General features: G+C 33.4%; 35 protein-coding genes and 1 rRNA gene. 31 read left to right on the forward strand and 5 right to left on the reverse strand.

Features of this window, described 5'->3' with window-relative positions; all coding sequences use genetic code 11:
• Nucleotides 1-6: 6 nt before the first annotated feature.
• From O1A01_RS06865 to O1A01_RS06900, 8 genes are all read left to right on the forward strand, one after another.
• Complete coding sequence (locus O1A01_RS06865) at nt 7-1407, forward strand: hypothetical protein (protein ID WP_270065838.1); 1401 nt, start codon at nt 7-9, stop codon at nt 1405-1407.
• A 281-nt stretch (nt 1408-1688) separates the two neighbouring features.
• The gene (locus O1A01_RS06870; RefSeq protein WP_270065839.1) at nt 1689-1901 is read left to right on the forward strand and encodes a helix-turn-helix domain-containing protein; all 213 of its coding nucleotides are present in this window, start codon (nt 1689-1691) and stop codon (nt 1899-1901) included.
• 221 nt (nt 1902-2122) lie between these two features.
• Nucleotides 2123-2518, forward strand: a complete 396-nt coding sequence (locus tag O1A01_RS06875; protein WP_270065840.1) for a hypothetical protein — start codon at nt 2123-2125, stop codon at nt 2516-2518.
• A 14-nt stretch (nt 2519-2532) separates the two neighbouring features.
• A complete protein-coding gene (locus O1A01_RS06880; protein WP_270065841.1) occupies nt 2533-2856 on the forward strand; it encodes a hypothetical protein in 324 nt (107 codons plus the stop codon).
• Nucleotides 2857-2974: 118 nt separating this feature from the next.
• Nucleotides 2975-3616, forward strand: coding sequence for a hypothetical protein (locus tag O1A01_RS06885; RefSeq protein ID WP_270065842.1), 642 nt, complete (start codon nt 2975-2977; stop codon nt 3614-3616).
• Between the two features lie 108 nt (nt 3617-3724).
• Nucleotides 3725-4009 carry a hypothetical protein gene (locus O1A01_RS06890; RefSeq protein WP_270065843.1) on the forward strand — a complete coding sequence of 95 codons (285 nt, stop codon included), beginning with the start codon at nt 3725-3727 and terminating at the stop codon, nt 4007-4009.
• Between the two features lie 4 nt (nt 4010-4013).
• On the forward strand, nt 4014-4205 hold the full coding sequence (locus O1A01_RS06895; protein WP_270065844.1) for a hypothetical protein: 192 nt from the start codon (nt 4014-4016) through the stop codon (nt 4203-4205).
• 56 nt (nt 4206-4261) lie between these two features.
• On the forward strand, nt 4262-4429 hold the full coding sequence (locus tag O1A01_RS06900) for a hypothetical protein (RefSeq protein ID WP_270065845.1): 168 nt from the start codon (nt 4262-4264) through the stop codon (nt 4427-4429).
• Nucleotides 4430-4663: 234 nt separating this feature from the next.
• Here the strand turns inward: O1A01_RS06900 and rrf are convergent.
• Nucleotides 4664-4780: ribosomal RNA gene (gene rrf / locus O1A01_RS06905) — 5S ribosomal RNA — on the reverse strand.
• Nucleotides 4781-5208: 428 nt separating this feature from the next.
• On the opposite strand from rrf, the gene O1A01_RS06910 reads away from it, so the two are divergent.
• From O1A01_RS06910 to O1A01_RS06945, 8 genes are all read left to right on the forward strand, one after another.
• Nucleotides 5209-5535 (forward strand): hypothetical protein, encoded by a 327-nt coding sequence (locus tag O1A01_RS06910; protein ID WP_270065846.1) that lies wholly within the window; start codon nt 5209-5211, stop codon nt 5533-5535.
• Nucleotides 5536-5594: 59 nt separating this feature from the next.
• Nucleotides 5595-6185 carry a hypothetical protein gene (locus O1A01_RS06915; RefSeq protein ID WP_270065847.1) on the forward strand — a complete coding sequence of 197 codons (591 nt, stop codon included), beginning with the start codon at nt 5595-5597 and terminating at the stop codon, nt 6183-6185.
• A 92-nt stretch (nt 6186-6277) separates the two neighbouring features.
• On the forward strand, nt 6278-6556 hold the full coding sequence (locus tag O1A01_RS06920; protein WP_270065848.1) for a hypothetical protein: 279 nt from the start codon (nt 6278-6280) through the stop codon (nt 6554-6556).
• The gene (locus O1A01_RS06925; protein WP_270065849.1) at nt 6553-6843 is read left to right on the forward strand and encodes a hypothetical protein; all 291 of its coding nucleotides are present in this window, start codon (nt 6553-6555) and stop codon (nt 6841-6843) included. Before O1A01_RS06920 ends, O1A01_RS06925 begins: the two co-directional genes overlap by 4 nt.
• Before the next feature lie 37 nt (nt 6844-6880).
• Nucleotides 6881-7291, forward strand: a complete 411-nt coding sequence (locus O1A01_RS06930) for a phBC6A51 family helix-turn-helix protein (protein ID WP_270065850.1) — start codon at nt 6881-6883, stop codon at nt 7289-7291.
• Between the two features lie 411 nt (nt 7292-7702).
• Nucleotides 7703-7891, forward strand: coding sequence for a hypothetical protein (locus O1A01_RS06935; protein ID WP_270065851.1), 189 nt, complete (start codon nt 7703-7705; stop codon nt 7889-7891).
• A gap of 61 nt (nt 7892-7952) precedes the next feature.
• Complete coding sequence (locus O1A01_RS06940; RefSeq protein WP_270065852.1) at nt 7953-8270, forward strand: hypothetical protein; 318 nt, start codon at nt 7953-7955, stop codon at nt 8268-8270.
• A 58-nt stretch (nt 8271-8328) separates the two neighbouring features.
• Nucleotides 8329-8931: a DEAD/DEAH box helicase family protein gene (locus O1A01_RS06945; RefSeq protein WP_270065853.1), complete on the forward strand. Its 603-nt coding sequence runs from the start codon at nt 8329-8331 to the stop codon at nt 8929-8931.
• An 81-nt stretch (nt 8932-9012) separates the two neighbouring features.
• On the opposite strand, the gene O1A01_RS06950 is transcribed toward O1A01_RS06945, so the two are convergent.
• From O1A01_RS06950 to O1A01_RS06965, 4 genes are all read right to left on the reverse strand, one after another.
• Nucleotides 9013-9273: a DUF5348 domain-containing protein gene (locus tag O1A01_RS06950; protein WP_270064411.1), complete on the reverse strand. Its 261-nt coding sequence runs from the start codon at nt 9271-9273 to the stop codon at nt 9013-9015.
• A complete protein-coding gene (locus O1A01_RS06955; protein ID WP_270064412.1) occupies nt 9270-10070 on the reverse strand; it encodes an ExeA family protein in 801 nt (266 codons plus the stop codon). The genes O1A01_RS06950 and O1A01_RS06955 overlap by 4 nt, the downstream gene beginning before the upstream one ends.
• On the reverse strand, nt 10063-11316 hold the full coding sequence (locus O1A01_RS06960) for a DDE-type integrase/transposase/recombinase (protein ID WP_270064413.1): 1254 nt from the start codon (nt 11314-11316) through the stop codon (nt 10063-10065). Before O1A01_RS06960 ends, O1A01_RS06955 begins: the two co-directional genes overlap by 8 nt.
• A 133-nt stretch (nt 11317-11449) precedes the next feature.
• The gene (locus O1A01_RS06965) at nt 11450-11980 is read right to left on the reverse strand and encodes a transposase (protein WP_270064414.1); all 531 of its coding nucleotides are present in this window, start codon (nt 11978-11980) and stop codon (nt 11450-11452) included.
• 111 nt (nt 11981-12091) lie between these two features.
• Here O1A01_RS06965 and O1A01_RS06970 point away from each other — a divergent pair, with 111 nt between their 5' ends.
• From O1A01_RS06970 to O1A01_RS07040, 15 genes are all read left to right on the forward strand, one after another.
• The gene (locus O1A01_RS06970) at nt 12092-13306 is read left to right on the forward strand and encodes a hypothetical protein (RefSeq protein WP_270065854.1); all 1215 of its coding nucleotides are present in this window, start codon (nt 12092-12094) and stop codon (nt 13304-13306) included.
• A gap of 66 nt (nt 13307-13372) precedes the next feature.
• The gene (locus O1A01_RS06975; RefSeq protein ID WP_270065855.1) at nt 13373-14644 is read left to right on the forward strand and encodes a phage portal protein; all 1272 of its coding nucleotides are present in this window, start codon (nt 13373-13375) and stop codon (nt 14642-14644) included.
• Entirely contained in the window at nt 14637-15503 is an 867-nt protein-coding gene (locus O1A01_RS06980) for a minor capsid protein (RefSeq protein WP_270065856.1), read from the forward strand. Before O1A01_RS06975 ends, O1A01_RS06980 begins: the two co-directional genes overlap by 8 nt.
• 119 nt (nt 15504-15622) lie before the next feature.
• Entirely contained in the window at nt 15623-16270 is a 648-nt protein-coding gene (locus tag O1A01_RS06985) for a DUF4355 domain-containing protein (RefSeq protein WP_270065857.1), read from the forward strand.
• A 92-nt stretch (nt 16271-16362) separates the two neighbouring features.
• Nucleotides 16363-17175, forward strand: coding sequence for a phage major capsid protein (locus O1A01_RS06990; RefSeq protein WP_270065858.1), 813 nt, complete (start codon nt 16363-16365; stop codon nt 17173-17175).
• A 62-nt stretch (nt 17176-17237) separates the two neighbouring features.
• Nucleotides 17238-17441 carry a hypothetical protein gene (locus tag O1A01_RS06995; protein ID WP_270065859.1) on the forward strand — a complete coding sequence of 68 codons (204 nt, stop codon included), beginning with the start codon at nt 17238-17240 and terminating at the stop codon, nt 17439-17441.
• Complete coding sequence (locus O1A01_RS07000; RefSeq protein ID WP_270065860.1) at nt 17441-17731, forward strand: phage head-tail connector protein; 291 nt, start codon at nt 17441-17443, stop codon at nt 17729-17731. The genes O1A01_RS06995 and O1A01_RS07000 overlap by 1 nt, the downstream gene beginning before the upstream one ends.
• The gene (locus tag O1A01_RS07005) at nt 17728-18051 is read left to right on the forward strand and encodes a hypothetical protein (protein ID WP_270065861.1); all 324 of its coding nucleotides are present in this window, start codon (nt 17728-17730) and stop codon (nt 18049-18051) included. Before O1A01_RS07000 ends, O1A01_RS07005 begins: the two co-directional genes overlap by 4 nt.
• Nucleotides 18051-18383 (forward strand): HK97 gp10 family phage protein, encoded by a 333-nt coding sequence (locus tag O1A01_RS07010; RefSeq protein WP_270065862.1) that lies wholly within the window; start codon nt 18051-18053, stop codon nt 18381-18383. The genes O1A01_RS07005 and O1A01_RS07010 overlap by 1 nt, the downstream gene beginning before the upstream one ends.
• Nucleotides 18380-18829: a hypothetical protein gene (locus O1A01_RS07015; RefSeq protein ID WP_270065863.1), complete on the forward strand. Its 450-nt coding sequence runs from the start codon at nt 18380-18382 to the stop codon at nt 18827-18829. Before O1A01_RS07010 ends, O1A01_RS07015 begins: the two co-directional genes overlap by 4 nt.
• Nucleotides 18830-18836: 7 nt before the next feature.
• A complete protein-coding gene (locus tag O1A01_RS07020; protein WP_270065864.1) occupies nt 18837-19391 on the forward strand; it encodes a hypothetical protein in 555 nt (184 codons plus the stop codon).
• Nucleotides 19392-19514: 123 nt separating this feature from the next.
• Complete coding sequence (locus O1A01_RS07025) at nt 19515-19841, forward strand: hypothetical protein (protein ID WP_270065865.1); 327 nt, start codon at nt 19515-19517, stop codon at nt 19839-19841.
• Between the two features lie 2 nt (nt 19842-19843).
• On the forward strand, nt 19844-20155 hold the full coding sequence (locus tag O1A01_RS07030; protein ID WP_270065866.1) for a hypothetical protein: 312 nt from the start codon (nt 19844-19846) through the stop codon (nt 20153-20155).
• 3 nt (nt 20156-20158) lie between these two features.
• A complete protein-coding gene (locus O1A01_RS07035) occupies nt 20159-22240 on the forward strand; it encodes a phage tail tape measure protein (RefSeq protein ID WP_270065867.1) in 2082 nt (693 codons plus the stop codon).
• A gap of 47 nt (nt 22241-22287) precedes the next feature.
• On the forward strand, nt 22288-22497 hold the full coding sequence (locus O1A01_RS07040; RefSeq protein WP_270065868.1) for a hypothetical protein: 210 nt from the start codon (nt 22288-22290) through the stop codon (nt 22495-22497).
• Nucleotides 22498-22503 lie beyond the last annotated feature (6 nt).

Here is a 22503-nt window from a genome sequence, read left to right on the forward strand (position 1 = left end):
TAATAAATGACAACAATTGAGAAAAATATACATTCATTTGCACAAGTGAACAGTCGATTAGATAACTCATTACAATCATGTGAAGAACGAAATGAATTAGTTAAGGATTTGCTTATAGCGTATAAGGATGATGAGGGGTTGTATAGGTACATAGATGAGATTGATACAATGATTAATTCTAAGCAATATAAAATACAACATGCAAAAGAGAATAAGAAATCCTTTTTGTCTGAACATGATCCGTTCTGTATGAAATTAGATGCTCTAGCAGACTACATATTAACTCCTGAAAATGGAAAGGTACATAATGAACATAGTTGGTTGTCAAAGTATGCAAAGGAACAAAATGCAAATAGGGAAGTATACATAAATTATCAAGATGATGATTGGAATTATGGGAATGGAATCAGTGAAGAAGCCTTAGATATTGCTCGTTTTAATCAAGAACAAAAGAATTATTTAAATAAACGTTTTAGTGAGGAAGCGAAAAGGAAGAACAGACGAATTACTAGTAAAGATTTACAAAACTATCCTGAGTTAATTTCGATGCAATCTACAGTATTTTTACTTCAGAATGATTTGTGGATTGGCACTGATGCTGAGGGTGTGGTTAGAAGAGAATACATAATGCAGTTTGATAAATATATTGATGAAATGAAGCGAGAAGCGTTTAGTAAATGGATGAATGGTCAACCAAGAATAGATTTATTCAACTACTATGACAATCCGTTGAAGAAAGAGGTGGTAAAGTTAGAGTCTGTTTCTGTTCCGATTGTGAATGGTGATGTGTTAGAAAAGAAGTTTGCTAAACTATTGCATTTTTACGGAATTCCTTCAAGTGGAAAGGTTGCATATAAAAAACTCAGAAAGATTATTAATGAAGTGAATTATGAGATGTACATAGTGAAAGAACAATTAAGAAAACCAGTTAGAAATGGTGGATATAAACCTAGAGTAGCTAATCCGAACTTTATTCCTAATCCTCAGTTTCAACATATAACACTAAGTGATCCGAGTCATGTTTTCGCTTTGTTTAAGTTTGATACAGATACAATAAAGGTTAATGATGGTGATGGTAAGCAGAAGCGTTTTAAGAACTATATCCCATTATATTTACTTCTTAAAGACACTTACGGGAATTGGGCTGGGAATCATGTGTGTGACCTTCTGAAGCAGTTTGAAGAGGCTTTGAAGGCCGTTAAGTTAGATAGTGTGCAGAGAGATATTGTAGAGGTAGTGTTACAGAATAAAGCAGTTACTGAAGGGTACGATAAGCATCCTTATAGAAGGGCTGCTGAATATGTTAATGATGAACATGGAATCGCACTTGAGAATAGAGATGTTAAACGTAAACTCGAACAAATTAGCAAATCGGTTGCTGGTGTTATAAAAATGAATAAAATTTAAATATAACATAAATTAAAATATAAAGTCAATGATTTTGATGTAAAAAATGTACATATTTCTCTATAAGTATATGAGGATAGAGGTGTCCTCAAAATTTAGATAGAAATAGAAAAGAGAGTCCTCTCTACTATTTGTGTTAAATTGATAACTTTAAATCTTACATTACCGTAGACTTGATTTAAGCATTAGGAGTTGTGACCTAGTGCTTATTTTTTTGCCAGTAATTCAAGTTTTATATATAGAAACTTTCATAAGAAATTGAATAAAGGGAGGGAGTTGAAGTGGAACGTGAAGAACTGAGAAAGTTAAAAGTAGAAGCTAAGAGTAAGAATATTACTAATCGTGAGTTAGCTGAGGTGGTTGGATTATCCGAAAGTATGATAAGTAAGGTATTTAATTACAAAGCAACTACCAGTGAGCATAACTTAGCGAAAATGAAGCATTACGTTGAAACGAAAAGAATTTATAAATGGGTTCAAGTACCTATTGCATAATATAAGTCGTTATCGCTCACCACTTAAAAGATGAGTGCCTTTGGTTGACCAGCGACATTAAATAAATGGGAAACTGTTTTATACGAGGCTTTTTATTAAGCCCTGTTATAATTCCTCCAAGATAATTTTAGTTTATAACCTGTATGAGGAGCTACAGCTGCCTTGAGTTTAAGACTGTAGCTTTTGATCGTACAGGATTTAGAAAGGAAGAGGGATGAGAGATGTCAAAAGATAATGGTTTAATTGTGACGATGACAAAGAAAGAATTAGACGATTTAATATATTTTACTGCGTACAGGGCATCTAGGAGAGCTTCGACTGAGTTATTCGGTGGAATGTTAACATATTTAAACCAGATTACTGATCAGTTAACAGAAGTACAAGAAGAAGTGGAATTCATAAAAAGGTTATTAAGTTTGAAAGAGGAAAAGGAAAAGAATATTGTAACTGAGGTTGCAGAAAAGCCTAAAAAGAACATTAACAAACTTATAGATGAAGATGCTGAATTTGCAGAGGAAAAAACTAAGAAAAAGAAAACTCCTAGACGTAAACCGAAAGAAATTTCTGCATTAGAGCTGCAAGAAGCCATGAGAAATAACCAACTTAAACAGGGATAAAAGGAGAGAAAAAAATGGATCTTGACGTACATGAAGACTATATAGAATACCTTCAAAATGATTTAAAAGTTAATGCATTACATGTTGTACAAAAAAATGATGACGTTTTTGTGTTTATTGTAACAGATGAAACTTATTCTATTATCGAAGAAAATGAATTTAACTCACAAAAAGAAGCGGTCATTTATGCTATGGGGTATAGAGATAGAGTTAATCCTAAAGATGATAACATCTATTTAATGGAATTAGATCCTCCATATTTTCCTTCACATGAAGATTATGTTAGGAACTTTCAGGAGAAAGTCGATTTATGGAGAGCAGAATATGAAGCTATATAAAGCCGTTTTTAAGTATATAAACGATGAGAAAGACATTTTATTTGTATTTGCTAACAGTGAAGAGAATGCGCTTAAATACATCTGTGAGCAGCAGGTTAAGGACTATAAGGAGTACTTGTTGGAATTAACCGTAGAAGAGTTCATAGAAGAAACAAAAATGTTTGAAGCTGAAGCCAACTACTGGTTTGCTAAAAGAGACTTTGAACAATTAGCAAGGTTATATTTTAATCATGTAGTGTGTAAGGATTGGACTTTAAAAGAATTAGAGTTTGATAATCCAACAGAATTATTTGTAGCATATCCTCAGTTTATAAGTGATGAAGATGACCCATTCTTATTTCAAGTTAATGAAGGTGAAAATGTAGTAGACAACTTTGCTATTACATTAAGTAAGAATGAAAATTTTCGAGAGCACATTGAAGATAGATCAGTGGATTGTGGTCTACTAGCACATTTCTATCATGACAATAAAAATTGGTTCTTTCAAAATACTCCACCATTACGACTAAAAGAAGATTTAGCACTAAAAGCAAAAGAAGAGTCAATGACAGAGATGGAATATGCAGATGTATTAGCTATTCAAAATATAGATAACTACTTTGATAATCCGGTGTTTAAAGATGAGTACATGGAATATTTAAAAAGTGAATTAGATAGTGAGCTTATTTTGAGTGAGGAATTTTATCGATACATAGCTTTAAAAAGCATTAAGAGCGACTATTGGGAAAAATACACATATAAGAAGGTTGAAGTAGTTTGAGTAAAGTATATATTGAGTGTAAGAGATGTAGGTGCATGATTGAATATAACAAGGCTCTAGAGTGGGAATGTGCTTATAGATGTGATGCTAATGAGTGGAGGTTAGTTGATGAAAGAAAAAAAGAAAATAAATGTGATTGATGAATACATAAGAGAATTTACTGAGCCATTATTAGAGACTACTAGGATGATGCTAGATAGATATGAACATCCGATTGAAATTTTTAGAACTAATTTGTTAATTGCTGATGTGCTTGAGGATGAATTAGGACTTGATATTGATGTAGCAAGACGTTGTGTAGGATTAATGGTGAAAGAGATATTAGCAGAGTATGAGAATAATCAAGAATGGGTTAATGGATTAATTGCATTAGAAGAAAGTAAAGGAGATTGATAAAATGGGATTCTTAGAACTATTAACGATTGTATTTGTAGTATTAAAGTTAATGGGTATTATTGCTTGGAGTTGGTTCTTAGTGTTGTTACCAGCGATTATTGCAGTGTGTATTTATGTTACTTGGTTTATTGTTTCAATTGTATTTGTAGCTAAGACTCAAAGAGAAGTATTTAAAGGGTTTAAGGATTGGTGAAAAAGAAACATGTAATTAAAAAGGATGGCCAAACAGTTATTTTGGAGGGTCAAACAATGGAAATAGTATTAAAAAGAAAAGATTTTGTAAAACTGATGGAGAAATATATTCAAGATGAGTTTGGAGAACAATTTCAACCAATTTCCGTACAGTTTTTTACTACTGGGGAACGGACACCTGTTGAAGTAAAACAAGCTAGTGTGAAATATGTGAAGAAAGAATAGTTGTCGTTACTGATGTAACGCTTTTTTGAAGATGCAAGTAGCCTAGTAATGGTGCAATTCCATTAATCTTCTAGACCGAATAAAAAAGATAAAAATAGATAAAATAGAAAAGAACCCTTGATAGTCAGTCAAGAGTTATTTTCAAAATCCGTTTTTGCATGATTTGTTATGCATCTGTTAATTGAATTATAATATACAGATAATAAAAAATCAAGTTAATTTTACTGAGAGTTTTACTGGCAACGTCCTACTCTCGCAGGGGGACAGCCCCCAACTACCATCGGCGCTGAAGAGCTTAACTTCCGTGTTCGGTATGGGAACGGGTGTGACCTCTTCGCCTTTATCACCAGCAGAAAACATTAATTACTTGTAAGATTATTTCATTTCAGAGCAAAATGTACAACTGTCGGGCGTGACAGGTTTGCCATCTTTACTCCAAGTTCCACAATCAGAGCAAGCGTTAGATTTAACAGATACATAACACTTCATGCAAATTACCTCCTTTATAGAATCGGCATATTCAACCGACTGACTAGGTCGATTGAAGTCCGCCAACTCGTCCAACTTAACAAATTAAATTAGACGAGTGGACGGACTTCCTCTCTACGGAAGAGTTCGAACCTGTAGTCAAGGTATATGTAAATTTGCATTAATATCTGTAAACCGTTTTTTATGTTTTACAGTACTATAATACTACAAATTAATTTGAATTTCTACCAAATGTTACAAGGGATTACCAACTATTTATCGAAATTAATAGATAGATAGGAGGTGATGAGATGAATCGAGAGGAAATTAAATATGAAATATTATCCTTTTTGGAGCGTAACCCAAAAACTCATCTAGACGCAATTAAGGGTCATGTTGAAGAAATCTTAAGACAAAAAGGGATAATTGGAAGAATAAGTGAACATCAAGGTGGTGCCATATATACAAGAACCGTACGGATTGATAATGATATAGCTTTATATATCAATGAAGTAATTTACGACTTGCTTTATCAAGAGAGAATTCTTACTCCTGGTGTTAGTAGAGATAACTTAGATTTACCTTTTCTACATGTTTCCAAAATGGAAAAATTACTTGGTAAACTAGAAAAAGATTAATAATTATTTTAAGCATCCTTTTAAGGGTGCTTTATAATTTTGTGGTAGAGGGTGAACAAATGGATGTCACAACTTATGTTAATATAGTACTGGTCTTAATTGGTTTCATAACTTTATATTATAATAAAAGACAAACAATAATTAATGATGCGCCTCGAATTGTGGTCAAGAAAACCAATTTTAATAAAAACAAAGATAAACCTTCAGTGATTTCATGCAAAGTAACTAATGCTGGTAATGGCGTTGCTTTACAAACTTATTTATTAGTTAGAATAAAGGATTATTATGATTATAATATTGAAGCCCATTTATCGAAACCTGAAAACTTAATTTATCCAAGGGAAGAATCTGATAGAAATATTGAGATTTTAATAGAAAATGCTTTAGATATAGATAAAGCAGATATTTATATAATTTCACTTGATTTTTTTGAGAATATACATGTTTCTAAACTGGAGTTTTCAAGAAATAATGAACATTTAACAAAATTGATGAAGCCTGTTAAAGTAATTTCCAAATTAAACCCTAAATATTCTACATATAATGATTGGATAAACCAAGCTGTTGAACAAGAAAATACATATGCACATCAGCACGAAAGAAACAAAAGAAAAATACTCGAAGACCTAGAGAATAGATTGGGGAAGTAAATAATCTTAAGTATTTCTTAAAAGTTAAAGATTATGAGAAGTAATATTTAGAGCATCCAATTAGGGTGCTTTTTCTATTTCAAGGAGGATAAATGTATAAAAGATGGAAGAATCCTAAGTATTATAATGTTCCGATGCATGAAAAGTATCAATATGTTGCTGATAAGATGGGGAAATCAATTGAGTATGTGAAACAGATACATTTCAGGAAGGTTATCCTGCTATATAGAATTTATCGTGCATTGAATAGAGATTTAAGTAAATGGGATGAGGATAGTAGAGAGTTTGTGTTGAGAGTATGGAGCAATGAATTAAAGGAAACGTTGGAAGAGGTTGAAGAAGATATGAGGAAGAAGGGGATAGGAAAATGAATACACCTAAATTTAATGTGAATTGGGATCAGGAAAAATTAGAGGAAATTAGAAAAATGTTTAAGTCGGCAGTACAACAAGAATTAAATGAGACTGAAACAAGATTAGATGATTATATTGTGTTAATTAAAGGTGGGGCAATGGTCATTTTAGAGAAAGTATCAGATTTTGACAAAACTGAAACAGACATTACATTTTATGATGAAAATGAGTATACAATTGGCTACTTTAAACTGGACGAAATAAAAGGGTTTTATGCCTATAAAGAGCCGGAATTAATGTTATAGGTGTGTAAGGAAACTGTAGTGTGTAAGGGGTGAAAATATGTACGAAAAACTAGATGATAGAAAGCGATTAGCTATTGAATTACTAGCTGAAGGAATCGAGAAGAAGACTGATATTGCTAAGAAGTGTGGAGTTGTAAGACAAACAATATATGACTGGTTAGAGTTACCTGAGTTTAAGGCTGCACTAGACGCTCGTCTTACGTCACGAAAAGTCTTTGTAGAGAAGTTTATTGATAGCAAACTAGAATCTGCTGTTGATGAATTGATACATTTAGCTGAGACTACTGAGAACGCTCGTGTAAAAGCCCAAGTATTACAGTATATTATTGATCGTGGACTAGGGAAACCAGTATCTAAACACCAGATAGAAACGTCCCTGAACGATAGTAATAATGTAAACGAAGATGTGTTAGACGCTGAGTTTGAAGAGTGGGAACAGGATGAATAATATGCAAAAATTTATACATTAAAACTTATATCTTGAAGTTGAGATATATACATAAAATGTAGGGAAATAATTTTACTTAGGTGCGATAAGCTTTGATATAACAACGATGTATAAAATAATGTATATTGTATAAAAAAGGGTAGTTGAGAAACGTTGATCTATCAATGTTTTAAAGTTAATCAACTTCCTTAAATTAGTATTATGTAAACTAAAATTGCATAAGATATACACATTTATGCAATCGGAGTATACAAGTTAATGCATAAGAATTAAAAGGGGTAGGGGCATTCTAAATTGGAAAATTGAAATATCCCCGTAGCAGTCTCTACAATTTTTTATAAAATTTTTCTAGTCTTTAAAGGAGTATTCCACCTAATAGTTGAATAGTAATCGAGTAGGGGGTGGAATAAAATGGAGAATATTACTTGTCCGAAATGTAAATCTGAGTACGTATTAAAGAAAATGAAGATACCAATGAGAGATACAGATAGTGAATGGTGCTCAGTTTGTAATTCTACTTTGAAAAGTTGGAGTAAAAGTACTACAATCTATTCTGCTGAATTAAAAGTTAGAAAAGAAGAGCACTTAAAAACAACATAAAATGACTGCATTATAGTCTTGAGTTATCCTTTGTCTCATATAGTTAAATGGGGGTGACAATATGACTAGTGAAATTAATTGTTTAGTATGTAAAGGTAAGTATTTTAGAATAGGTCGCTTTGAGAGTGAATATGAAAGATATTGTGAATACGAACATTACAACGAATCTAAAGAAAGTGAAGTTACTCTTTCGCTAGATTCTGAAGAAGAAAGTTATATCACATCAAAGCTTTCAGACTTTACAGAGTTATATACCTATGTTTGTCAAGATTGTGGTTTCATTATGAGCTTTAACAAGGAAAAGCAAGTTGAAAGTAAACGGAAAGAAAAGGAACGAAATAAAAAAGAAAACACATATGACTGGTCTAATTTTAAATAAACACTTTTCAAACACTCATTCAATGGGTGTTTTTTATTTTGGAGGTGGAAACTATTGAATGGACATTATCAATACTAAAGAGAATCGAGCATTACTCTTCAAATATCTAGCTAAGCTATATGGTTCAGATAAAGCAAAGGAATTAATGAAGAAACATAAAAACAACTTATTTGGTAAAAATGGTTTAGCTTATGCTACTGGTAAACGTTCCATTGAATATTTCTGTTTGCATTTTCTTCAAGACTTCTTTGTTCCTAAAGATAATAATTTAACTCGTCCGTTAGCACCCGTTCATTATGATATTTGGCGAGAGTTAGAAAATATATTCATACATAATACACATGATAAGCAAGAGTTTATTCTCCCTCGTGGATGTGCTAAAACAACCATTATTGATATGGCTCTAAGTTGCTATCTTCATTGTTACGGTATTTCTCCATTTACAATTGTCCTAGCAAACAGGGAATTAGATGCAGTCAACTTTGTAGATCAAACTAAAAAAGCATTAAAAACTCCCTATATTGTTCATACGTTTGGACAATTAGTGAATGAAAGAAGACGTACAGTAAACAAACTAGAATTAGAGTTAGATAATGATGTAAACGAGCACATTGTTTCAGCACCTCTTTTTCAAATTAATTCAGAACATAATCTGAGATAATGTGCTCGTTTTTCCATTATATTTCGGAATGTGCAAAATCTTATTCATTTTATTTCAGATTTTATTGATAAAGAAAAGACCCTAAAACGGGTCCTCGACTTCCAAATAATTTTGTGGATTCACTTGTACCTTATATATATGTTGAACATGTAATACAAACATTACTTCTCCCTCTAAGGTGACAAACCAATCAAAGTCCTTCTCAAGGTATGCTTGAAAATATTGATTTTGAACGAGTAACTCAAAAGAATCACCTTGCTGTAACCAATAGGCTTTATGTTCAATCCACAATCTCCATTCCTGTACCTCATGATCATAGATTAGTATCCCTTTTTTCATCATAAGCCACTATCCTCAATTGCCAGACGTACAACTTCTTCATCTACTTGTTCTTTTTTTAGTTGTGACCCGAATAATAAGCTATTTATCGATAATGAATTAATTACTCGTGGCCACCCCTGTGAACGGGAAGCGATAGCCTCAATGGCTTCGTCCGTGAAAATCGGCATTTTCGCTCCTGCTAACTTCATATGGTGTTGAATATACTCTCTTACTTCTTCTTTTGATAAAGGCTGTATCTCGTATTTCATAATCATTCGTTGTGCTAGAGGTCGATGATGATTAAGGGCGATTCGTGTTTTTAAGTGTGGCAGTCCAGCTAAAACTAGAATATAAGGATTCGTTGAATCCATCTGGAAGTTAAAGAGAATCGCTAAATCTTGTAGAAAGGCATCTTTCGCCATATGCATTTCATCTAATATAAAGACGGGAGTGATTTTACGCTCTTGAGCCATTCGTTCAATACCTTGTTGTATTTGCCTAAATAAATCCACCTTACGAAACTTTGGTTCTTCTCCTAAGCCATAAACTAAGCCTCGATAAAAATCCATTACTCCCCCTGTAGAGAGTGGAAAATAGACTACATGATATAACGAGGGATTTAAAGATTCTTTAAAGGTGCGCAATGTAAAAGTTTTTCCTGCACCTGGATCTCCAATGAGAATACCCATTCCTTTTGACTTTTTAAGATAATCTAGGGCCCCTATGGCACCTTGATAGTCTGTGGAAGCGAAGGCATCTGTTGAACGTAATTCCTTTGAAAAGGGAGCTTGGGATAAGGAATAAAAAGACTTATACATCTATGACTTCCCCCTTTCCTGCTGATAACGTAAAAGGAGACCGAACCCGTTTGACATGGGCATTATCACTCATAGATACTGGTATAGCTTCAGCTACCTTTTTATCATCTTCAAAAATAAATATTCCTTTTTCATCGAATCGGACATCAATTGATTGACCAATGAAACGAGGAGGTACTTCATAAAGTTGTTTATTTAATGTAATGGTACTATCTGCTTTTACTTTTCGATGTTCCCGTTTCAAAAAGATGGAGTCCAAAATAGACGTGTTGTCTAGGAATTTCACATTTTCTAATTGAGATTGATAGACTTCATGTGGCGTTTTTCCATCCAGGGAAGCGTGAACTCTTCGGTGATAATCTACCTCTAACCATCTCCAAAACCTTTCATTCAGTTCTTCTAAGGAATGAACTGGCTTTGCCTGAAGTAGGGGATAAAACCTTGTTTGAATCGTTTTGAAAAGCCTTTCTATTTTTCCTTTCGCCCTAGGATCGTACGGTTGCGTATGGGCTAACGTAATTCCTAATTGTGCACACGCATATTGAAGTGTTTCCGAACGATAAATTTTCCCGTTATCCGCATAAATGATGGTGGGGTTTCCTCTCCTGAGGAGTGCCTCTTTTGTCACGACTCTTAACCCATCAAACTTTTCTGACGAGAAAAATTGACCGTGGGGAACGAGGCGTGAACAGTCATCTATATAGGCAATGAGAAATGTCTTTTTCTTCTTGCCATCTATTGGTATATAGGGGCCATGAGACAAATCTGCCTGCCACAAAACATTGACTCGTTCATGGGCAAACCTTTTCCGTTCAGGAGTAGCCAAAATATTTTTCCCTACTAAGTTGTGTTTTTTCAGTAATCGGTTTATAGTAGAGTAAGATATTTGATTTTTGTTGATTTCTCCTAGCTCGATGAGATGTTCGTAGAAAACACTCACTGGCATATGGAGAAATTTTTTTCGTATTTCAAGAATTTGATCTTGATCATCAGGAGATAATCTTCTAGAATTCCCCTGGTCTGCCCGTTTCTTTGGCTTTAATGCCTCGAACCCATGTCGGCGATAATGAAGCAGCCACTCTTTTATTGTTTTTTCTGCCACTTTCCTTTCCCCATAATAAGGAATGGAATGAAGCTTACCCTCCAAGCCTTTAAAATATTCCTTCGGATCAACTTGTTCATTAAATAATGGGGAAATCAACCCATATCGAAATAAGGCCACCTGTTCACGTTCTTTTTCATTCATGGAATCTTCCTCCTTTTTATAGAAGGACGACCGGTCATCCATGATTCTTATTCTACTTTTTTCGATATTTTCTGACTATGAAAAAGGTATGTGGGATAAACAATATTTTCTAAATCACTCAAATATGATAGAATTAATTTGCCATAAAGTATGTTGATAAATGACCTTGTGACCTTCGCAAGAAAGGTGATTCGCCAAAATCAGAGATCATTTTCATATATTTTGTGGCTTCTTTTATAATGTTTCCTGACATTGCGCTAACCAGCCCGATATCGATAAAGAAGCTATGTATCCAATTTATCCCCTTAAGATAACGCTTGTAGTAAAAACTTACTAGTTGACGACTGCCCTTTGCTTTTTTCTTTTGAAGCACATGTTTTACCCTATCTAAAACCGTATGAACAGTATGTTGAAAATATGGTAGGAGAAAGTCTGGTAGAATAGAAATATTCACTTTACATTGTAAACATTTAATGCGACAAATAGGGATTCGTAATGTAACATCGTCGGTTATCCCATAACGCCAATAATATCCGTTACGATGAAGATTTCCATGTGCAGGGCAATGGCAATTTGAGCATTCATCCAATAAAGGAAACTCGTTCTCTATCCCTCTTTCACCATATTCCACTAATCCAATGCCAAAATCATAAGAAATGATCATAAAAAAACCTCCCCTTGTAATATGCAAAAAATTTAGCACATTATTTTAGAGAAGTATAGATGTTACTCCGGAGAAATTTGCAAAATTTAGTTGTATATTGGAGGAGAAAAAGTGACTGTTTACAATAATGATACGAAAATACAAGCCTATTCTTCTGGTTCTTCCGTTCGTGGTGCTTCTTATATATCCCCTAAAGGTATATTTCGTCCAACTTGCTACATAGCAGATGATTATATTGCTGAAGCGGATATATTAACAAATGAAGGTAAACAAAAGAAGTATCAAAAGTGGTTAAAAGAGGTTGAAGAAGGTGGGGACGAAGCGGTTTATCGTGATGGTAAGCTAATCAAACCAGCTACTAAGTTTTTAGTATTAGGTACTCCACTTGCTCAAGGTGATTTCATTGACCAAATATCTAAGAATCCAGAATATAAGGTCTTCCAACGTTCAGTGGTGGACTTTGATGTAGATGAATATTTTGATAATCATGAGCATTGGAAGGAATTTAGAAATATCCTTTTCGATGATAAACGTGAAGATTCTTTATATGATGCAGAACAGTATTATAAGTCTCATAAAGAACAAATGGACTTTACTACAATATGGGAAAAGTACAATTGTTTTAAACTAGCTATCAAGTATTTCGGTAAACGTATCGCATTCATGCAAGAGTTAATGTGTAACGTGGAGAACATAGGCGATAAATGGTTTAAATCTAATATTGTTAAGTCTAGGGAAGAAATAGAAGAAAATACGTTTACGAAAACTATGCTTACAATTGATACTGCTGGTGTCAAAAATAAGGATAGAAAACGTTCTGACTCCTTTGCTTTTACTGTTGGTTCAACTGCGACTAATAATTTTAAATATGTTCGTAGTGGTCAATTAAGGAAGTTTAATGAGTTCGATGAATACATAAATCATGTCATAAAGCTACTTTATAGCTTTGAGGATATAACGCATATATACGTAGAAAAGAACACCTATAACGGCTTAGATGTAGAACGTATACAACAGGAGATGGCAAAGGAAGAACATAAAAAACTGACATCGAGAGGTATTATATTCATTAATGAAATGCAAAGAAAAAATAAGGATGAGAAGATTTCTACTATTGTTTCTGATGTAAACAACGGTAGAATTATTTTTTGCTCAGAAAGAGTAGAAAAGGACTTTTTAGAAGAACTTATGGACTTTGCAGGACAAAAGTTTACTTTGCATGATGATGCTGTTGATACTGTTGCAGAATTTGCTAACCGAATTGATGAAATTGAAGTGAAAAATAAACGCATTCAAACACTCGATAGAAGGTTACTAGGAATATAGAAAGATGGTGAGAAGTTGATTAAGTCAGAACAAATTAAAGAAGCTATTAAGAAACATAAGCTAGAATTGCCTCGATTACAGAAGTTATATAATTACTACGTTGGTAAACATGATATTTTGAATCGTAAGTTACCTGATCCTCAAAAACCAAACAATAAAATAGTTACTGGTTATCCTAAAAGTATCATTGATACTGTGGTTGGTTACTTTGCAGCGCATCCACTCTCCTACATATCTAAGTCAAATAACGAAAGGTTTCTAAGTGACATTAAACTGATAAATTATTTGAATAATGAAGAGGATGCAAATGCTGAGATAGTCAAGAATTTCTCTATTTTCGGTAAATGTTATGAATTACATTACACGGATAAAAACGGACATATTCGCTTTCAATATTATTCTCCACTAGAAATGTATGTAGAAAAGGATAGTCGAGATAATATCAAATTTGGTATTCGCTATTGGGAAGAAAAGAAGGATGAAAATACAAAATTAATAAAGGTGGAAGCATACGATCATGAAGGTATGTATCGGTTAGTTTCTACTGACAATGGGAATACCTTTATATTGGATTCATCTGAAGAAGATAATCAAAAGGAACATTTTTATGATGACGTTCCAATTGTTATTTATTACAACAATGAAGAAGAGATTGGTGATTTTGAAACCTTTATTCCGATGATTGATTCATTAGATTTAATGCTATCTGATAGTTCTAATGAATTAGAGTCGTGGGTTAATGCTTATTTAGTATTAGCTGGTTACAAAGGAACTGAATATGAAGATATTCAAAAAATGAAGCAAGATGGAGTACTTCTGTTAGATGATGTTGGTCAAGCTAAGTTTTTAACTAAGGAAACTAAAACTGAATTCCAACAGAATTTCTTTGAAACGATAGATAGCTTAATTCATGAAAAATCTGCTACTCCTAAATTAACATCTGAAGCATTTGCATCTAATTTAAGCGGTCAAGCATTAGGATTTAAGTTGTTTGGTTTAGAAACTAAATCAAGTGTGAAAGAAAGAAAAATGGAACGTGCTTTAAGGAAACGTATTAACTTTATCGTTACTATGTTGAACAAGCAAGGTAAAGAATATCAAGCTTCTGATATTCGTTTTAACTTTGTTCGTAATATACCAGCAGATGAAGCAGGAATTACTGATCAAATAACAAAGTTAATTAATATCCTTCCTCTTGAAACTCTCATTTCATGGCATCCGAAAATTAAAGAGCCTGATACGGAAATCAAGAAACTCAAAAGTGGTCTTGATTCAAGTGGTTTAGATGAAGATTTACAAAAGAGGAATCAACAAATTTTAGGTGCTGCTAATGAGTAAACTCAACAAAACATTCTTATCACTCTTAGAAGAGTTATTGAATGAATCAGATAATGATTTTGACACTGTTTTAAAGCAATATAAGGATAGTAGAAACAATGTGAAACAACTCATTGCTAATCTATTTATGAATCACGGTGACGACGGTGTGCTTGATTATAATACAGTCTACATGACTACTATTATTGATAATTTCAATGAAAGTGTAAATACTGAATTAAATAAAATTAGTGCGATTGAACTTTTAACAACCACTGCTATTCTGCAAACTACATATCAAAAGTCATACTATAAGTCTGCTTTTGTTTTGGAACAAGCAATTGGTGTAAATGTTAATTTTAATCATGTAAATGATTTTATTTTAAATGAATTTATCAATCAGAACTGGTCAGGTAGGCACTTCTCAGAGCGTATATGGCTTAATCAGAACGCTTTAAGAGAGTCTTTATCTAATAACCTTGAAAGAGGGATTAGAGAAGGTCATAAGCTCGATAAAATAGCTAAAGTGTTTGATGAAGAGTTTAATAGTAAAGCATATCAATCACAAAGGCTAGTAAGAACTGAAACAGCACGTATTATTTCTGAAGCAAGAGATCAAGTGTATGAGGAAAACGGAATAGAACAAGTACAATGGTTGGCTACATTAGAAACTGGTACATGTTCAGATTGTGCAGACTTGGATGGTCAGATATTTGATAGAAATGATCCTATGAGGCCAAAAGTTCCGTTACATCCTAATTGTAAATGTGACACTGTGCCAGTAATTGAAGGTGGAACAAACATTAGGAAAGACAATGAAACAAAAGAATATATTCCATATGCCACTTATGAGGAATGGGAGAAAGCAAACAGTATCTAACATCTTCGGTGAAGGTGTTTTTATTATGTCTTTTTTCATGTTGTAGACGTTAAAGAGCAATGTGAAAACAAAATAATACACTTTATGGCTCGTACATAAAGGGTAGGAGGTCAAATATTATGAAATTAGAAGATATTAAGAAGTTTTTAGAGGAAAACAAAGAGCAAGAAGAAGTGAAAGCATACTTACAGGGGTTATCTCAAGTGACACCTGAAGGAGTTCAAACTTTTCTTGATAGTGAGGATGGGAAGAAACTTTTGCAACCTAAACTAGATAGTTATTTTACGAAAGGTTTAGATACTTGGAAAAGTAACCACCTTGAAAAACTTATTACTGATGAAGTTACGAAACGTACAAGTAATAAGGACTCTAAAGATTTAGAAATGGATCAACTTCGACAAGAGATTGAGAATATCAAACGTGAGAAGTTACGTGAGAGCCTTCGAAATTCTTCATACAAATTTGCTAGTGAAAATTCATTGCCTACAGACCTAGTTGATTACTTTATCAAGATTGAAAGTGAAGATGATGATAAGGGGACAAAAAGTAAGGAAGCAACGGAAGCGAATTTAGCAAGTTTAAAAGAAGTTTGGTCTAATCATTTGCAGAAAGTGGTAAATGAAAAATTAAAGTCAAATGGTTTCAATCCTAAAGATGGAGATAAACCTAAGACAATTACAATTGAACAATTGAGAACAATGTCAACTGAAGAAGTTTCAAAATTAGACCAAAGTTTAGTAAATGAGGCTTTAAGACAAGGGAAGTAAGACTAGCAATTTGTTAGTCTATTTTTTATGGTTTCGGGCTTCCATCCAAAAAGCACTATACAAAAATTAGAAAAGGTAAAGGTGATATTATTATGTCAGTACAATCATTTATTCCAGCAGTATGGGAAAGTCGTTTATTAGCAAATTTCAAGAAAGCTTCAATCTCTGAGTTAATCACTACAAAACCAGTGAAAATTGAAGGTAACAAAATTATTTTTAACCGTACTGGTGCGGTTGCAGTAAAAGATTACAATGGTAAAATTGAGTGGGATGAAGTAAATACTACTCCTGTCGAGTTAAACATGGATCAAAAGAAATATTGGGCTTTCCAAGTGGATGATGTTGATGCTATTCAAGCAGCAGGGGATTTAGTTGATGCTCATGTTGGAGAGGCTTCTACAGCGACTCAAGAAACAGTGGACTCTTTTGTTTTAGGTTTATATACAGGTGCTCATACTGATAATACTATTGGTTCAGATGCTAGTCCTACTACATTAACAACAGAAAATGTCTACGACACAATTGTTGATTTAGGAACAACATTATCTAAAAAGAAAGTGCCTAAAGCAGATCGTTTCGTAGTCGTTAACTATGAGGTATTAGGGCTATTATCAAAAGATAGTAGATTCACTGTAAATCCTAATGTACTTGAAAATGGAGTTGTAGAAGGTCAAAAAATTAATGGTATGCAAGTTGTAGTATCTGAAGAAGTACATAACATTGAAGGTAAATATAAATTCTTAGCGTTGCATAAGTCGGCTATTGGACATGGTAAGCAACTAGAAAAGACTGAAGCGACAAGACTTCAAGATTCTTTTGCTGATGGTGTAAAAGGTCTAATGGTTTATGGTGGAGAAGTTATTCGCCCTGAAGCATTAGCAGTTCTTACAGCTACTATTGGATAATTAACAATTAATTGAGTATGGGGATATTCTCCATACTCTTTTTTTAGTATGGAGGTGTTCAAATGCTATTCAAAAATAAATCAACTGGAATTGTTTGGGAAGTCGTTCATCCTGATCATATAAAACGTTGTCAAAAAGATGATAAATATGAGTTAGTGGTGAATAAGGTTGAAAAACCAAAAGAAGAGCCTAAACAAGTTAAAGTTGAAACTAAACCTAAGCGTAAAACACCTGCTAAGTCAAAAGCAAAGCAAGGTGATAAGTAATGGATTCATTAGCTAAATTAAGCAAGTTGCTAGATGAAGATGATTTTGAGATGTTAGAGATTTATCTTGGTAGAGCTCAAAATCATGTAAAGTCATATTGTAATTTATCAGAGTTAAATGAAACTCAACAAGAAATTGCAGAAGATATAGCTATTTTCAATTACCGTAATAAAGGTGTTGAAAATATAGTTTCTGAAGGTAAAGGTAGTTTAAGTGAATCGTATAGAAACGATTTACCACCTGACTTGATTCGTAGGTTGAACCAACATAGAAGGATGCGTTTTGTATGAAACTCACAAAGACACTTTATACTATTCATGAAACTGAGGGTGAATTAATTGGGTATGATCCATTAGGTCGTCCTGTTTATAGTCCTCCTTCTATCGACTATAGAGCCTTTAAAGGAGAACTTGAACCATATTCTTCAAAGTTAGCTGAAACTACTTATGGATTAATTGTCCAAGTTACTAATAGGGTGTTTTGTTATCCTAATGAAAACATACTAATTGGTGTAAAGATTCGTTACAACAATGAAGAATACACTGTTACTGAATGTTTACGTTATGATAAGCATTATGAAGTGTTGATTAGAAAGGGAGGAAGTAACTAATGGCTCTCAAGATTAATCAGGCTCTTAATGATGTTAGGTCAAAACGTGAGAAGGTAGCAAGTGATATTAGTATGTTATTGGAAAGGGAAATAAAGTTCCGTGCGCCCGTTGGTGAAACTGGTAACTTGAGGCGAAATAGTGGTGCAGAAGTAAAACATCAAGAAGATAAGTCAGTAATTATTGCTGGTGCTAATAATGTTGAATATGCTCAAGTGGTTCATGAAGGGTCTGTAGTTAAAAATATAGAAGGTCAACCATACATAAGAGATTCAATTGAGCAAAATATCGACACAATGAAGAAAATGATTAGAGAGGGGATGAAAACAACATGATAACTGAAACTTATCAATATTTAGCTTCAGATACAATATTATGTGATTTATTAAATCATCAACCTCATCTAAAAAGTCATAAAATCTTCTTTGGTCGTCCTCAAAATATCTATAATAATCCTAAGTTGGTTAACGACAAAGGGACATTTATAGATTTCCCCTATCTTGTATATAATGTAGTTCCACTAGTTTCAAATGTTGTTACATCCGAGTATAGAGTGAGACTAACATTAGTTGTACAAGATGAATTTGAACTAAAGAAAATAACAAAACGTTTAGTGGAGTTATTAGACTTTACGAAACGTGAAGTATATCGTCCATCTAATAAAATTAAAGATACGATTATTTTGCAATCCCAACTATTAGCAGGTGGGAATTTTCTTTTTCATGAAGAAGAAAAACTGTTCGAACAAACACAAGACTTTTTAGTTAAAGTGAAAGGATGATTACATAATGTCAAATCAAGAAAAACAAGAAATTCTATTTGGAGCTGGAGATATTTACATTGTTCCTTCTCAAATAGATGTAGATAGTGCAACTGAGGAAGAGATTGAAGCATCTCTAATCAAGATTGGAGAGTCCAGCGGAGAATCGACACTTAACTTCACTCAAAACTTTGTAGATGTACGAGGTGGAGCATTAAACCAAGAGATTGCTAGTTTTATGACAAGTGAAGAAGCAACCTTTAATGCTGGTATTGTAACTTTCGATTTACAAAAAATTTCTGCGATTTCATCTGCTTATTATTCTGAAACGGATGAGAAAAGAGTATTGGGGTTAGGTGGACAACAAACTGTTCCAATCAATCATTTACGTTTTGTGCACACTAAACGTACTGACGGCATGAAATTATACTTAGATATGTTCCGTGCTCAAAATAGAAGTGGATTACAGATGACATTTAATCCTGAATCAGAGTCAGTGTTTAACTTTGAATTCAAGTTATTAGCTGATCCAAAACGAAATAATGGAAACATTGTACGTATTACGGAGGAAGTTTCTCCCTAAGATGGCCGTCTATGGCACATATTATGTAACTTGGTAGCCTATTACAAGACGGCCGACCTTTGAAAGAAGAGGATATTATATTCCTCTTCTTTTTTATTTATTAAATTTTAAGGAGTGTGTATTATGGCAAATATTATTGATTTATCAATTTTAACAGCAGAACCATTAACATTAAAGTTTTCAGAAGAAGATATGTTTACTATACCAGCAGAACCAAGTGTTGAATTAGTAAATCATTTACTTGATTTTGAAGATAAGGCATTAAAGGCAAAGTCTAATAAAGAGCAGTTTGGATTATTTGTAAAAATGGCTACTATGATTCTCAATCAAGATGAATCAAGAGATGTTACAGAGGAATTTGTAACGAAAAAAGTAAGCCTGACTCAAATGAGAAAAATTGTTGAGTTATATAAAGATAAGGTTGCTGAAAACGCAGAAAACCCAAACTAAAAGTGCCGTACTATCCTGAAAATAATGGTAGTGCGGCATCTTCATATGGTGAAGAACAAAATCATGAGTTGTTTAGCGATTTCGCATTATTAGCTCATTATTATCATTTTTCACATTGGGACATCATGAAATTACCTCACAGTTTCTTTTTAGCCTATAGGAAACAAGCATATGTAAGCGAGTTGAAGAAATCAGAAGAAGGTAGAGAGTACCTCAAGAAAGCATACCGTTACACTAACCCACGTAGAGATGCAGATTTATCTGCTATACGTTCATTAACTGGGTATACCTCCATGGAGATAGGGGGTGAATGATAAATGTCTACATATGATTTAGGCGGTTATAAAGCAGAGATTACAGTTGATAGTTCGGGACTAGAAAAAGGTTTAAAAGATGCTGATAAGGCTATGCAAAATAGCGAAAAGAAAACCTCTAAGATGGGTAAAGTCATTGGAGGTTTAGCTATGGGTGCAATAGCTGGACTTGGTACAGCCTTAGTTGGTATTGGAACTGCTGGATTTAATGCTGCTAAAGAATTTGAACAAGCTAGTAACATCATAAGACTTGGTACAGGTGCGACAGGTGATGCTTTAAAAGACTTGGAGAACAGTTATAAAGAAGTATTTAAATCTGTTCCTCAAGGATCAGAAGAAGTTGCAACTGTTCTAGCAGACTTAAATACTCGTACTGGTGAAACAGGTGAGACATTAGAAACCCTATCTAAGAAATATTTAGATTTATCACGTATTAGTGGTGAAGCAAGTGCAGATTTAGTTGAAAGTGGATCTCGTGGTTTTGAAGCATGGGGAATTGGTGCAGAAGAATCAATGGGGAAAATGGACAACTTATGGAAGATTGCTCAAACTACTGGTGCTGGTGTTGGAGATTTAATGTCTCAAATGGATAAACATGGTGCGACTATGAGGAATGCCGGACTTTCATATGATGAAGCTGCTCTTTTAATGGGTAACTTAGAAGCTGCTGGTTATGATGCTGATAAAGCGATGGGAGCATTTTCTAAGGGAATCGCAAACATTGCAAAGGAAGGTAAAAATCCAGCTGAAGTATTGCCTCAAGTTATTAAAGAGATTCAAAACATGGAAGATGCAGGTGAAGCAACAGGAAAGGCTATGGAAGTCTTCGGAACAAAAGCTGGTTCTGAAATGGCTGAAATGATTCGTAGTGGTGCATTTTCTATTGAAGAGCTTGAAGGTATTATAGCGAGTAGTAGTGAAACCATTGATAAAGCTGGTGAAGACACACTTACTTTTGGTGAACGATTTCAAATGTTTAAAGATAAAGCAATGGTTGCTTTAATTCCTGTAGGTGAGTTTATTTTAAATATTGCTGAAAAGGTACTACCAATTCTAGAAACTGCATTTGATAAAACGTTTGAAATTGTAACTGGAATTATTGATTTCTTCCGAGATAAGATTTCAATAATGCAAGGTGATTCAGATGGTACTTTTTCTGAAATGGGAGAAACGATAAGCTCTATAATGTCTTCTATAGGTAAAATCATAGATACTACGGTCACTTTTATTTCTCGTTTATGGGAAAAATACGGTGAAAAATACCTCAGCTATATTTCTAAAACCTTTGGAAATATTAAAAAGGTAATTTCTGGAACCTTAGATGTTATACTCGGAGTCGTAAATACGGTACTAGGTATACTTACCGGGGACTGGGATAAAGCATGGTCAGGAATACAAAAAATAACTGAAGGAGTTAAAAAAATCCTGACTGGAATTATTTCTCAAGCGATTGAAACAGTAAAAACGACAATTTCAACAGGACTTGATTTTGTCCGTGAATTCTTTTCTTCATCCTTCGAAAAAGTAGGTAATACCATAGATTCTGCTTATTCAAATATTAAGCGAATTTTTAATAAAATTAAAGATGCGATTATTTCGCCTGTTGAAAATGCAGTTGATAAAGTACGTGAAATGATAGGGAAAATAAAGGAAGCCTTTAATTTTAAATGGGAATTACCAAAGTTAAAACTGCCGAAAGTATCTGTAAATATGGAGAAAAACGGTTGGGGAATACCTATTCCAAAGTTTGATATTAAATGGCATAAATACGGTGGATTCTTTGACCAACCAACTATTGCTGGACTTGGTGAAGCAGGGAAAGAGGCTATTGTCCCACTTGTAGGTAAACAAATGGATCCGTTTGCTGACGCTGTTTATAACAGACTAAAAGATAGATTATTAGGTGGTGGAACAACTACCAATAATAATCGTACCAACAACCAAGAAATACATATTGAAATGCCGATTACAATTAACTCCAAGACTAACTTAGATGAGCGAGAACTAGCTAGAATTTCAAAAAATTCGTTTGGAAGGCTTATCAATAAAATGGAAAACATGGGTATGGTAACAACGAGAATTTAACCTCTCCTTAATTGGAGGGGTATTTTTTATTTAAAGGAGGAATTAATATGCAAAATGAAAACTTTTGGAAATTAGATAATGAACACTATGCTTTATATACAGAATCAAAGGAAGTTATGAAAAGAATAAAACGTTACTATCCTGACTTTGCACAAATGGGTGAGTATTACAATTCAAAAGGTAAATTGAAAGGGAAGCAATATAGAGTACCGATTAAACGAAAAAGAAGTGCTCTCAGACTATCAAAAATAGCCTAGACTAAT

It is taken from the genome of Sutcliffiella sp. NC1 (assembly GCF_027594365.1).
Taxonomy (GTDB): domain Bacteria; phylum Bacillota; class Bacilli; order Bacillales; family Bacillaceae_I; genus Sutcliffiella; species Sutcliffiella cohnii.